Annotated in this window: 13 protein-coding genes; 11 read left to right on the top strand and 2 right to left on the bottom strand. The window is 51.3% G+C overall.

What is annotated here, in order from left to right:
• Positions 1–27 precede the first annotated feature (27 nt).
• The 3 genes from ACYU8Y_RS10815 (at position 28) to ACYU8Y_RS10805 (ending at position 2,981) form a co-directional block, all read left to right on the top strand.
• The gene (locus ACYU8Y_RS10815) at positions 28–1,131 is read left to right on the top strand and encodes a PA14 domain-containing protein (RefSeq protein WP_460936990.1); all 1,104 of its coding nucleotides are present in this window, start codon (positions 28–30) and stop codon (positions 1,129–1,131) included.
• A gap of 78 nt (positions 1,132–1,209) precedes the next feature.
• The gene (locus tag ACYU8Y_RS10810) at positions 1,210–1,605 is read left to right on the top strand and encodes a LytTR family transcriptional regulator DNA-binding domain-containing protein (RefSeq protein WP_460936988.1); all 396 of its coding nucleotides are present in this window, start codon (positions 1,210–1,212) and stop codon (positions 1,603–1,605) included.
• A gap of 323 nt (positions 1,606–1,928) precedes the next feature.
• Entirely contained in the window at positions 1,929–2,981 is a 1,053-nt protein-coding gene (locus ACYU8Y_RS10805; RefSeq protein ID WP_460936986.1) for a DUF4097 family beta strand repeat-containing protein, read from the top strand.
• 69 nt (positions 2,982–3,050) lie between these two features.
• Here ACYU8Y_RS10805 and ACYU8Y_RS10800 read toward each other — a convergent pair whose 3' ends face one another.
• On the bottom strand, positions 3,051–3,647 hold the full coding sequence (locus tag ACYU8Y_RS10800; protein ID WP_460936984.1) for a biopolymer transporter ExbD: 597 nt from the start codon (positions 3,645–3,647) through the stop codon (positions 3,051–3,053).
• 100 nt (positions 3,648–3,747) lie between these two features.
• Here ACYU8Y_RS10800 and ACYU8Y_RS10795 point away from each other — a divergent pair, with 100 nt between their 5' ends.
• The 4 genes from ACYU8Y_RS10795 to ACYU8Y_RS10780 all read left to right on the top strand — a co-directional run bounded on the left by ACYU8Y_RS10795 (position 3,748) and on the right by ACYU8Y_RS10780 (position 9,216).
• Entirely contained in the window at positions 3,748–6,756 is a 3,009-nt protein-coding gene (locus ACYU8Y_RS10795) for an FAD-binding and (Fe-S)-binding domain-containing protein (RefSeq protein WP_460936982.1), read from the top strand.
• 80 nt (positions 6,757–6,836) lie between these two features.
• A complete protein-coding gene (locus ACYU8Y_RS10790) occupies positions 6,837–7,850 on the top strand; it encodes a hypothetical protein (protein WP_460936980.1) in 1,014 nt (337 codons plus the stop codon).
• 120 nt (positions 7,851–7,970) lie between these two features.
• On the top strand, positions 7,971–8,651 hold the full coding sequence (locus ACYU8Y_RS10785; protein WP_460936978.1) for a 3-keto-disaccharide hydrolase: 681 nt from the start codon (positions 7,971–7,973) through the stop codon (positions 8,649–8,651).
• Between the two features lie 430 nt (positions 8,652–9,081).
• Positions 9,082–9,216, top strand: a complete 135-nt coding sequence (locus ACYU8Y_RS10780; protein ID WP_460939020.1) for an HAD family hydrolase — start codon at positions 9,082–9,084, stop codon at positions 9,214–9,216.
• A 14-nt stretch (positions 9,217–9,230) separates the two neighbouring features.
• On the opposite strand, the gene arfB is transcribed toward ACYU8Y_RS10780, so the two are convergent.
• Complete coding sequence (gene arfB, locus ACYU8Y_RS10775) at positions 9,231–9,632, bottom strand: alternative ribosome rescue aminoacyl-tRNA hydrolase ArfB (RefSeq protein WP_460936976.1); 402 nt, start codon at positions 9,630–9,632, stop codon at positions 9,231–9,233.
• A gap of 185 nt (positions 9,633–9,817) precedes the next feature.
• Here arfB and ACYU8Y_RS10770 point away from each other — a divergent pair, with 185 nt between their 5' ends.
• The 4 genes from ACYU8Y_RS10770 (at position 9,818) to ACYU8Y_RS10755 (ending at position 11,901) form a co-directional block, all read left to right on the top strand.
• Entirely contained in the window at positions 9,818–10,192 is a 375-nt protein-coding gene (locus tag ACYU8Y_RS10770) for a hypothetical protein (RefSeq protein ID WP_460936974.1), read from the top strand.
• 18 nt (positions 10,193–10,210) lie between these two features.
• On the top strand, positions 10,211–10,909 hold the full coding sequence (locus ACYU8Y_RS10765) for a hypothetical protein (protein WP_460936972.1): 699 nt from the start codon (positions 10,211–10,213) through the stop codon (positions 10,907–10,909).
• Between the two features lie 202 nt (positions 10,910–11,111).
• Positions 11,112–11,453, top strand: a complete 342-nt coding sequence (locus ACYU8Y_RS10760; RefSeq protein WP_460936970.1) for a hypothetical protein — start codon at positions 11,112–11,114, stop codon at positions 11,451–11,453.
• Positions 11,454–11,553: 100 nt separating this feature from the next.
• Complete coding sequence (locus ACYU8Y_RS10755; RefSeq protein ID WP_460936968.1) at positions 11,554–11,901, top strand: hypothetical protein; 348 nt, start codon at positions 11,554–11,556, stop codon at positions 11,899–11,901.
• The last annotated feature ends 49 nt before the right edge of the window (positions 11,902–11,950 follow it).

Raw genomic sequence — 11,950 nt, 5'->3', positions numbered from 1 at the left:
TCCGACATTTACTGTAAACCCTTAGCTATGAAGCCACTAACCTTACTTTCAGGTTTACTCCTCTGGCTAGCCGCCGTGTCGGCCTGGGCACAACAGGGGTTGAAAGGTGAGTACTATACCGGGACAAACTTCGACCGCAAAGTATTTACCCGGCTGGATCCACAACTGAATTATAACTGGCGGGGCCGCAGCCCCGCCCCCGGCCTCTCCGAGTCGTATTATTCGATTCGGTGGACGGGAAAACTACTGGCTCCTGCGTCGGGGGTATACCGATTTTACGCCAAGGTAGACGACGGTATCCGCATCTGGGTAGGCAATAAGCTCGTCGTAAACTCCTGGCAGCTGAACGACTCCAAAGACTTTAGTGGTCGTGTTATTCTGGAAGCGGGCCATTTCTACGACCTGCGTATTGATTACTTTAATGACATGCTGGAAGGTGAAATTTATCTCTACTGGCAACGACCCGATACGCAAAAGACCAATCTAAACCCGTTTACAACAACGGGCGATCTCATAACCGCTCAATATTTGTTTCAAAAACCATCACCCGCCCGAGTCGCCCTGATCAAAACGCCCCCACCAGCGCCCCCAAAGCCTCAGACGGCCATTGTTAAAACGCAGGAAAAAATCGTTTCACCCAAACAGGTAGTCCGGGTAACGCCAACGGCCAGGCTTAGTCCGTCACCGACAAAAGCAGTCACCACCACTGCCCGTGTAAACGCACCATCAGCCTCTAAGATTGACCCGGAACCCGGTAGGGTATTTGAGCCGGGCGCAACGGTTGTGCTGCATAGGGTACAGTTCGAACAAAGCAGTTATAACCTATTGCCGGAATCCTTTACCGAGCTGGATCAACTGGTGATTGCCCTGAAAAAGAACCCGCTCTGGCATATCACGATCGCAGGCCATACCGACAACGTGGGCGACCCACGCCTGAATGTAGCCTTGTCGGAAAACCGGGCAAAAGTAGTGGCCGCCTATCTGCGACGTCGGGGCGTTGCAGACGACCATATCAGCACCAATGGGTATGGCGGCACACATCCAATTGCCGACAACAGCCTCGACAGCGAACGAAGCAAGAATCGACGCGTCGAAATCACGGTGAAAGACGAAAAAATTAGTAGCTATTAAAAATTTAAAAGTAACAGATTAATTTATTTTCTATATTTATGTGAAACTTATAGTTTACAAATAATAGATATTATATACATGAGATTTAGTAGGCTGATTGACAACACTTCTCGTATTACGTATTTGATGGGCTGGGGCAATTATACCCGTGTATTTTTAATTGACTCGTCGCCCGAAGTAAACGCTACCACATTAAAAAAATGTGTCGGTACACTGCCCGGCTTCATTCGATTGAGCAAGAGCCTTGCGGTCAATCCATACCACGTTGCCCAGGTTCGTCGGAAAGGTGACCGTTGCGCTGATGTCCTGGTTGATGGTACCTGGTTGCCGGTAAGCCGACGGAGAGTTACGCCGGTTGTGAAGCATCTCCAGGAAATACAGGGCGCCCGCCTGAAGGGTTTGATTCATTTTCGTGTATTGACGCAAACAGGCAGTTCTCAGAGGCCAAGGGCCTTCATGGGGCCCGTCGCCTGACAACATAACTCTTTACTACGGCTACACTAGCATCTATTTATAGTAAGCGATAGGGTTATCCGCCTGGACTCGACAAACGGGTCGATAAGTATACTATTCTCGAAACATGAACTGTCCGGCGCCGAACAAACTATGTCCGTTGCCGGACAGTTCATGTTTTAACAAGGCCCATAAATTCCTGATAACCAACCTGCTGCCTCACTGGCATGACACTTGCCCAACCCTATTTGAACGCTTTTAGACCAGCGTAGCCCTGAATTTACGGATAACGTGCAACCTTGCTCACCGGAAAGGCATCTTTACCCTATAAACAGAGAAACACCATGAAACGCAACCAGTTTCTACTAACCCTCCTAAGCGCCGGTACGCTAGCGCTGACATCGCTGGCCGGTACTCGCATCGAAGACCAGCCACCGTATCAAATTAAAACCTTCTCAGGCAAGATCAACGCTGTGCGTGCCGAAACATCGGGTGGCAGCCTGACCATTGAGGGCGGAACCGACATGAACGCCAAAGTCGAGATGTACGTTCGCGCCAACAACTGGAACGATCGGCTCGATAAAAGTGAAATCGAAGATCGGCTCAGAGATTATGATATTACGATTGCGCAGGAAGGCGGCACCATTGTAGCAACGGCCAAACGCCGGAACAACGACCGGGACTGGAAAAAGTCGTTAAGCATCAGCTTCAAGTTTTACACGCCCCGCCATGTTACGACCGATCTGCGTACCTCAGGGGGCAGTATTCAGTTATCTGCTCTTACGGGTGATCAGCGGTTCCGCACGAGTGGGGGCAGCCTCAACGTCAGTGATGTGCAGGGCAACATAAATGGACAAACATCGGGTGGTTCCATTCACATGGACCGGTGCCGTGGCAACCGGTCCTCAAACATCGATCTGCAAACGTCAGGCGGCTCTATCGAAGCCAGAGAGTCGACGGGTACAATGCGCCTGCACACATCGGGCGGCAGTATCCGGCTCACCGACTTGAAAGGAACGATCGATGCGCAAACCAGTGGTGGCAGCGTCAATGGTAGCGACATTGAAGGGGATATCAAAGCCAGCACATCGGGCGGATCAGTACGGCTAGCCAACGTAGCGGGCAGCCTCGATGCCAGCACCAGCGCCGGTAGCGTTGACGTAAGCCTAACCAAACTGGGCGAGTTCGTCCGACTGAACACCAGCGCGGGCAACATCAACGTAAGAATGCCTCTCGACAAAGGTATTAGCCTGAACCTTAGCGGCAACCGAATTAAAATCCCGCTGAACAACTTCTCGGGCGACACCGAAAAAGACCGGGTCAAAGGCACCTTAAACGGTGGTGGTGTGGCCGTCACGCTTTCTGCCAGCAGCGGCAATGTGTATGTGAACCAGTAGAGAGAAGTATGATATAGGATGTATGATATATGCTGTCATCAGGCCATATCTCATACATCCTACATCGTTTTATTGCCGTTGTTGAAGTAGATACCGCGTTGAACTGGGCATATAATGGCGAATCCCTCTTGGCGTATAAAGGGGTAGATTCATTAACCGAGCTGACTTTGAATTAGTGGCTTTATATCGCTCGTATTTTTCAAGCATGTTCTTTTCTTCCGGGCTGAGATCATCATTCAAGTAGTACTGGATATGCCTAAGTATTTGCAATTCATCAAGAACATCCACTATATTTATATTTTTGAACGTTGCCTGATTTGTCGGGGAAATGACGACAATAGCTCCGTAGTTATGATTGAGTGTGATGGCCAGCAATTGGTTACGAATTTCCCGAACAGAATAACCGGTTTCTAAAAACTCGGCTTGCGACCCATCTGGACGGTACGTCAGGAAGCCAATCCGGTTATTCGCCAGCAGGAACAGATGGGCATCCACAGCAAGCGGCTCCGCGCATTCAGATTTACCTCGATCAGGCAAGCTGCCATGCATGTAATTCGGTTGTTGTACCAGTTTCACCCAGAAGAAAAATACAATCAGCAGCAAGGCAACCGACACAAAAGGCGTAAAATCAATTCGTATCGGGGTATACCTACGGCGTGTTCTCATGACGAATAAGGGCTTTAGCCGATTGATGACACAGGTGCGTTGATTCCACAAACGCCAATCGTTTTTGTATCTTTACAAGACGTTTGATGCTTTTGCTGCTATGTTTCGCTTTTCCCAGAATCCCCCCTTTGCCAATCTGCTGCCTTCCTTCGAAGGTGACCTGTATTTCGACAATTCACCGGAACATACGGCCCAACGGATTTTGTACGCAACCGATGCATCAGTGTATCAGGAAATGCCCATTGCGGTAGCGCTACCCAAATCTGTAAGCGATATCAAACGATTACTCCGGTTTGCCCAGCAACATGGATTGGGACTTATTCCCCGCGCAGCCGGAACATCACTAGCGGGGCAGGTAGTTGGGAGCGGCATTGTCGTCGACATCTCCAAATACTTCAGCAACATTCTGGATATCAGAGCCGAAGAAAAGTGGGTACGCGTTCAGCCGGGTGTTATCCGGGACGATCTCAACGCATTCCTGAAACCCCATGGCCTGCTGTTTGGTCCGGAAACCTCTACTGCCAGCCGGGCTATGATTGGCGGCATGATTGGCAATAATTCCTGTGGTTTACATTCCATCATCTGGGGTACTACCCGAAACCACCTGCTCGACGTAAAAGCCGTCCTGAGCGACGGGGCCGAGGTTACGTTCGGGCCACTCACCCGAGATCAGTTCGAGGCTAAGTGCCGGGGTGAAAGCGTCGTGAGTCCACTCGAACAGCACCTTTATGTTCAGTTTCGTGATTGGCTATCGACGCCGGACATCCAGCGGCACATTAGCGAAGGATACCCCAAACCAACCGTTACGCGCCGGAATACGGGCTACGCCCTGGATGCGCTGGTCCCTTTTTTCACGACCGACGCAATAGCTCCTGCTGGACAGACGGGCAAAAATGAGCCGACGTTTAACTTCGCTCAGCTCATTGCAGGTTCGGAGGGAACGCTTTGTTTCATTACGGAAGCCAGGTTGAATTTATTGCCGTTGCCGCCGAAGGAGTCGGCTTTGGTCTGTGCGCACTTTGCCACCATTCGGCAATCGCTGGAGGCTAACCTGATCGCGTTGGCCCATAACTGCTCCGCGTCGGAACTGGTCGATGATTACATTCTGCAACTCACCAAAACGAACATCGAGCAAACTAAAAACCGCACGTTTGTCGAAGGCGATCCGAAAGCCATTCTGATGGTCGAGTTCTTCGGCGACACGGTGGAGGGCGTACGGGAAAAAGCCGCCGATTTTGTGTCGGACTTACAACAAAAAGACCTGGGCTACGCTTACCCAACATTGTTCGATATCGATACGCAGAAGCCCTGGGCACTGCGAAAAGCGGGACTGAGTATTATGTACAACATTCCTGGTAATGATAAGCCCGCTAATGTTATTGAAGATACGGCGGTCGATGTGCACGACCTTCCCGATTACATCGACGAACTGGATCGAATGGCCTGGGAGCAGCACGGCCTGAAGCTCGAATATTCGGCCCATGCCGGAGCCGGTGAGATTCACGTTCTGCCGCTGATCAACCTCAAGTCGTCCGAAGGGCGGGCCAAGTTTCGGGCGTTGCTCATGGATACGGCGCAACTGGTCAAAAAATACGGTGGGTCCCTGTCCGGCGAGCATGGCGATGGTCGGTTGCGGGGCGAATGCATCGCTTTTATGCTGGGTCCCGAAAATTTCCAGTTGTGCAAGGATGTCAAAGAGCTTTGGGACCCGCACAATACGTTCAATCCCGGCAAAATAGTCAATACGCCCCCCATGAACGAGTCGCTTCGGTCAGAAGCGGACAAGGTTATTCCACAACCCAAAACCGTATTCGACTTCTCGAAAGATGGTGGTTTGCTGGAGCTGGCCGAGAAGTGCTCCGGCTCCGGCGACTGCCGCAAAACGGAAATTTCGGGGGGGACCATGTGCCCCAGTTACATGGCCACCCGACGCGAACGAGACACCACGCGGGGACGCGCCAATATCTTACGGCATTTTTATACATCGGAAGAAAAACCATCTGACCACGATTACAAGGCCGTTAAAGAGGTTCTCGACCTGTGTCTGTCCTGCAAAGCCTGCAAAGCCGAATGCCCATCGAGTGTAGATATGACGCGCATGAAAGCCGAGTTCATGAATACCCTTAACAACGACTATGGGGCGTCGACAAGAACGTTACTGGTGGGTAATTTCACAAAGCTGATGTCGCTGGCGAGTATGGCTCCCTGGGCGTATAATGCCATTTATAACCGGCCGGGTCTACGCCGGATAGCCAACCGCGCCGTGGGGTTCCACCCCGACCGGACCATGCCCGAATTGGCCAGAGTAACCTTGCGAAAGTGGTTTTCGAATCGAAGCGAGAATGTTGCCCGATCAGACGACAGACCGGGTAGCAATGCTGGCGCTCAGGTCCTGTTTTTCTGCGACGAATTCACCAACTACAACGATGTGCCGGTTGGGCAGAAAGCGATTCAACTCATGGAACGTTTGGGCTATTCGGTCACAATTCCTGAACACGTAGAGAGTGGTCGGACGTATTTGTCCAAAGGGCTGGTCGATAACGCAAAAGCTATCGCCACTCGCAACGTAACCTTGCTAAAGGACCTCGTCACCGAGGACATGCCGCTGATCGGGCTTGAGCCTTCGGCTATTCTGACTTTCCGCGACGAGTACCCGTTGCTGGTGCCGGATAACCTGAAAGACGACGCCGAACGGATTGCTAAGAACGTTTTTCTGTTCGAGGAATGGCTTGCTCGGGAAACCGACGCCGGGCGCATCGACCGAAATCGGTTCACGGCGACGGCTCAGTTGGTAAAAGTGCACGGTCACTGCCACCAGAAGGCACTGTCGTCCATGGTTCCGGTCAAGAAAGCCCTATCCTTGCCCCGTAACTATACGGTTCAGTTGATTCCATCGGGTTGTTGCGGCATGGCGGGCTCATTTGGGTATGAGACGGAGCATTACGACCTGTCGATGCAAATTGGTGAGCTGGTCCTGTTTCCGGCTGTCAGACAGGCCGAAACGGCTATTATCTCAGCAGCAGGCACCAGCTGTCGGCACCAGATCAAAGACGGCACGGGTCGGAAAGCCCAGCACCCGGCCGAGATTCTGTTCGATGCCCTTTTGTAAGGCAGTAGTGCGGCACGATGCGCCACAAAAACCTTTTGCCCTCCCAGTGGTTCTCCATAGACCTAAAACATTCACAAGTCATGGAAAACAACGCAAATCTCTCCGATGGAGCCAGACAGGCCGATACCGTCTCCAGTGAGCACGCCGAAACGATGTTCGGTGCGGATCAGGCCGAAACCAATATGGTGAAGCTGGTAGATGGCAAATTAGTCTCTACCGGCGATACCGAAGCTGATGTTTCTGACGATATGCCCCGTATTCGGCTGGGTAGCGATGAGGAGCGGGCTTTGCAGGGCGACGATAAAAAGAAATACGAGAACTCAGACGCTGCCTTACGGGCGGGTACTCTGTTCGACCCGTCGGTTATGCCAGACGATCCCATTGCCGTTGGCGATATTACGGGCAATCCGGACTCGGGCTCCGTTGTCAATACAGGTTTACCTTCTGAGGATGAATCTGATCAAAATAAGAAGGAAACACCAACCAACTCGTTTGGTGGCTGGAACGTTATTGGAAGCGGCTATCCAACCGGCGACATGATTCCGCAAACACCGGGTGTTCCTGATCCCACGCAACCTGTGCCGGGCATTCCCGAAACACCACCGACCCCACCCGTACCGGGGCCCGAAATTCCGGATCTTCCAGGTACGCCTAAACCAGCGGTACCCGAAATTCAGGAACCTGATCAACCCGATCGTTCGCACGAAATCAATGCAGGAACATGGAGCACGTTCACCTCGGGACTACCGAGTGTAATGTCTCCCGATGAGCTTGAAACGAGCGAACCCGTTGCGGGTACAGCGTATCAGGGTGCAGCCGCCGGACCGGATGAGGAAGGCATGGAAGACAAGCCCGATACAGGCGATTCCGCGCGTCCGTATGATGTCAATGCGAAAGATCCACACGAGAATCAGCCGGGCGAGCGTCCGGAAGAAGCCAGGGAAGCGCAGAAACTGCCCCGTGAGCTAGCTGACGAAAGCAGCGTTACGGCACAGGATATGATTTCGGGACCTGATCGTTCAGACCAGAAATCGACCGATGGGCTGGACCGTAAGTACAATGATCCAGAGGCCGCCCGCGAAATGGCCAGCTAGGAATGAACTGGGTTATGCGGCTGGAAAGCCACGCGTTGAGATGGTTGTTGTACCGTCTTCAGCCGTGACTCTCCAGCCGCATTGCGTTTTTTCCTACCTTAGTCAAAAATTCCAAACTACATGAAAAAGCTTCTTCTCCCCTGCCTGTTGCTAAGTGCAGTTGCCCTGGCAGCCCCGCCCAAATGGACCTCTTTGTTTGACGGTAAGACCATAAAAGGATGGCATAGCTACCACAAGGATGGCGTGGTGGGCTGGTCAGTTGAAGACGGTGCCATGACCCCCGACGGTACTGGCGGTGACCTTGTCACTGACAAAGAATACGAAAACTTCGAACTGGAGTTCGAGTTCAAAATTCCCAAAGGCAGCAACAGTGGGGTTGTCTATAAAATAATCGATAGTCCAGACATTAAATCAACGTATATGTCGGGACCAGAATATCAGGTTATCGACGACAAAGGGTATGTGGATGCCGAAGGCAAGCCATATAAACTCAAGGATACCCAAATGACCGGTGCGAACTATGACATGATTCCACCGGCTGACTTTAATGTTGCCAAAGCCCCCGGCGAGTGGAACAAAGGTCGGGTTGTAGTCAACAAAGACCACGTGGAGCACTTCCTGAACGGCAAGAAAGTAGTCGATTATCAGTATGGTTCCGATGAGTGGAAGACTCTGGTCGCAAAGAGTAAATTTGCCAACTGGCCTTATGCCACACCCCACGCGAAAGGCAAAATTGCCCTGCAAAATCACAGCCCCAGAGAACGCGTCTGGTACAAAAACATACAGATTCGGGAATTGTAATTCGAGCCAGGCGCGTGTCGTTCTGACGCTCAATCGGTCGATTTAGTCAAGGAAAACCTTCCAAAAGCAGGGCTAAACCGCAGAAGCGGTGCCAGGCCCTGCCCGGAAGGTTTTCTGCTTTTTGGGATTTCAACTAATGTCGAGGAGCATTTGATTGGCTACGCAAGCTACAAGCTAAGGCAAACGTGTCACTTATCGTCGTGTGGAGTACACGGCTAGGACCGCATTCTTTCTCGTTCCAGCCAAAGACACGACCGGCGGTTGTTCATAAAAAGCCTATTCCCGATTGTCGTCTTATGGCCAACAAACCTATTGAAAGCGTCCTGATTTTTGATATGGACGGTACTCGGATTAATAGTAACCTAACCCATAAACTGGCTTATGGTGAATTTCTGAAACGGCACGACATCGAGATGAGTGATGAGCCAAAATCGTTTCTGAAAAGGATGTTCAGGTTGGCAAACCAGATCCAACCGTGTTTCGTCTGGCAGCCGAACGCGTGAAAGCTTCGCCCGGCCGGTGCCTGGTTTTTGAAAATTCTCAACCGGGCGTTAAGGCGGCATAAGAAAAGAAGTGTGATTAAAAGTATACCTTCCGACGCTTCTCTTTTACATCTCCTTTATGCTTTTTTGTAGCGATCCGTTCATCCACGGCTGACTTCGAAGGCTTCGTGGCTTTACGGGGCTTTGGCTTCTCAAACGCTTTTTCGATAAGGCGGTAAAATTTCCTGGTCACCTTCTCCTTGTTGGCCAGTTGTGTACGCTCCGTCTGGTGAGTTAATACCAACTCACCCTCGGTGGTCAGTTTGCTCGCTAGCTTTTCTTCCAGAATTGCTCGCTCTTCGTCGGTGAGCACCGTCGACTGGCGCAGGTTGAACCGGAGTTCGGCCTTGGTTGCCACTTTGTTTACGTTCTGCCCACCGGCCCCACCACTACGGGCAAACTGATACTGTAATTCGGGCTGTAAACGGGACGTATCCATACTTAATCAAGCTAATCTGTGGATTGAATAGAAAAACTACCAAATCGGCGAACAATCGCCAAAGGTGGCAGTTTCCCCAAAACTAATGGATTCAACGGTATGGCTCATCACGATCAGAAAATCGCCACAATGCTGGGCGATACGTTAACCGTAAGAAAACAAACTACATATAGAAAAAACGGACCATGATTGCCAAAGACCAAAATCATATCTCGCTCATCGAAGAGACGGTGGCGGCATTCGATGGAAATATCGACACGACCACCGCTACCGACGGCCTGTCGCTTATTGACAAATGGCTAAACCGGCTCAACGAAGCCGGCACTGAAAACACCGACGCAATCGCCGACATACTCGAACGACTGCGGCCAGAAATCGACACGGCACAGCGCTACAACCGAATAGACAACCAGCGTATTGCCAGTTTACTCCAGGAACTTATCCAGCAAACCCAAAAAGTAGCGGTTTCACCCGAAGCCAGTGCCGAACAGGATGAGCTGTCACAGTTGATCGCCACGCTCGAAAATCTGCACCGGCAGGCAGTCAGTCTTATTGATTAACCCAACTAACTACTAACAATGGCTATAAACCAGCATGCCTCAAATCTGATCGACATAACCGCCAGCGCTTTCAACGGGAATGTCATGAGTATATCCCCAACGGATGGACTTTCACTCGTCGACAGTTGGATCAGCTTTCTAAAGGCTGACGGACAGGAAAATAATCCAATTACCAGCCAATTAACCGAGCTAAGAACGGAATTGCAGGAGAGCAACCTCAACGGGCCCCGTATTCAGGAAATCCTCAACGAACTGGTTGGGCAGACAACGCAACTAGCCCGTTCAGCCGAAGACGACAATGCGCCAAGGCTCACTACTTTAGCGGAAGCTCTACAAGGATTTAATGAGCAACTGAACTCACCAACACCAATGACCAACCCCGATAAACAAGCCCCACTGACCAGTACAGTTGGGGGTGAGTCAACGACCAGTGGCGCGGGAATTTCGGCCGTCGGTGCGAGCGATGACGACCTGTCGAACCGGAACGGCGGCACTGTAAGTAGTGGTCCAACGACGACGATGGATGCAACTCCCGGCAATGGCCGTTCGGCAGAGGAAAGCAGCAACGCGAGTGGATCCCAAACAGCCGGTACTACATCGAACTCGTTGATTTCAGATTCCGCCGAAACCAACTCGGGACGGGTTAGCGGTATGGGTATTTCGGGTGGCGACAGTGATTCGGATTCCGTTCAATCCGGAGGGCGATCGTCTCTTTAACGCAAGCGAGGTAACTTGCCTGATGCGTATTCATCCATAGAGCATTTACCCGAATCGGCATTTAACGTGACAGACAACACCCTTCTGTCGGCTAAACAAACGGTCGTCAGATGGGTTATTTACAGAACAACAAACCACCAACAGGTTGAAGCCCGCTTATGATCAGATGCTTTTCAGCCCGTTATCAACCCATAAAAGCGCTATGCCTTCTCATGCATTAGATCAACGGCTGTTTGAACAAACAAATAGCCTAACCGACGAAAATGATTCGATTCTAGGATCGCCCCAGGATGGTGTCGAACTAATCGATAACTGGTTACGGGTAATTGCCGGAGACAATAGTACACAACTTATTGAAGAGCAGTTAAAGGAACTACGCAACGAGCTAACGCTCGATGAGCCCGATGACGACCGCGTTCGGGGCCTGCTAAGGGACCTTGCTGACAATACCGCACTCGTGGCGCAGAGTAGGCATGTTCAGGAACCAACCGCCAATAAGCTGGATGACCTGGCCTTTTCGCTGCGTTCACTGGCGGGGATGTAAAGACGCGAATAAATACACATCAACAGCCCTAACCGATAGGGTCTCTACGGCCTTATTGGTTTATCAATATAAAAGTCACGCTTAAATCAGCCTTTTCAGGATGCTAGGATCAAACAAGTTAGAAGAGAGCATGCTCGGCGATACGCTCAATCTGTTTCGGGGTACCGACCCGGCCGATATATCAGCCGCTCAGGGCGTTATGTTAATCGATGGCTGGCTACAGGCACTCAATGGCGACCCGAATATTGATCAGCTCAAAGACAAGCTCAACGAATTGCGAACGGTCCTGCAATCGCCCCAGCCTGACGAACAGCACTTGCGCACGTTACTGACAAACCTGGCCGACATTGCACAGGAGGTTGCCGAAGGCCCAACGGCTGAGGGCACCTGGACGGGTGGGCTGGAGAGCCTGTCGAAAATTTTACGCAATTTGGGCACCAGCTCGTAGCTATCCAATCTGGCTTTGGCTGATAAATAATACCATCACAGACAAATTC

This window comes from Spirosoma humi, assembly GCF_054776575.1.
This window is presented reverse-complemented; position numbering and strand designations above follow the sequence as displayed.

What these genes read in the sequence shown, in the direction of transcription:
- ACYU8Y_RS10815 (WP_460936990.1), top strand. Translation starts at nt 28, where the DNA reads ATGAAGCCACTAACCTTACTTTCAGGTTTACTCCTCTGGCTAGCCGCC.
- ACYU8Y_RS10810 (WP_460936988.1), top strand. Translation starts at nt 1,210, where the DNA reads ATGAGATTTAGTAGGCTGATTGACAACACTTCTCGTATTACGTATTTG.
- ACYU8Y_RS10805 (WP_460936986.1), top strand. Translation starts at nt 1,929, where the DNA reads ATGAAACGCAACCAGTTTCTACTAACCCTCCTAAGCGCCGGTACGCTA.
- ACYU8Y_RS10800 (WP_460936984.1), bottom strand. Translation starts at nt 3,647, where the DNA reads ATGAGAACACGCCGTAGGTATACCCCGATACGAATTGATTTTACGCCT.
- ACYU8Y_RS10795 (WP_460936982.1), top strand. Translation starts at nt 3,748, where the DNA reads ATGTTTCGCTTTTCCCAGAATCCCCCCTTTGCCAATCTGCTGCCTTCC.
- ACYU8Y_RS10790 (WP_460936980.1), top strand. Translation starts at nt 6,837, where the DNA reads ATGGAAAACAACGCAAATCTCTCCGATGGAGCCAGACAGGCCGATACC.
- ACYU8Y_RS10785 (WP_460936978.1), top strand. Translation starts at nt 7,971, where the DNA reads ATGAAAAAGCTTCTTCTCCCCTGCCTGTTGCTAAGTGCAGTTGCCCTG.
- arfB (WP_460936976.1), bottom strand. Translation starts at nt 9,632, where the DNA reads ATGGATACGTCCCGTTTACAGCCCGAATTACAGTATCAGTTTGCCCGT.
- ACYU8Y_RS10770 (WP_460936974.1), top strand. Translation starts at nt 9,818, where the DNA reads ATGATTGCCAAAGACCAAAATCATATCTCGCTCATCGAAGAGACGGTG.
- ACYU8Y_RS10765 (WP_460936972.1), top strand. Translation starts at nt 10,211, where the DNA reads ATGGCTATAAACCAGCATGCCTCAAATCTGATCGACATAACCGCCAGC.
- ACYU8Y_RS10760 (WP_460936970.1), top strand. Translation starts at nt 11,112, where the DNA reads ATGCCTTCTCATGCATTAGATCAACGGCTGTTTGAACAAACAAATAGC.
- ACYU8Y_RS10755 (WP_460936968.1), top strand. Translation starts at nt 11,554, where the DNA reads ATGCTAGGATCAAACAAGTTAGAAGAGAGCATGCTCGGCGATACGCTC.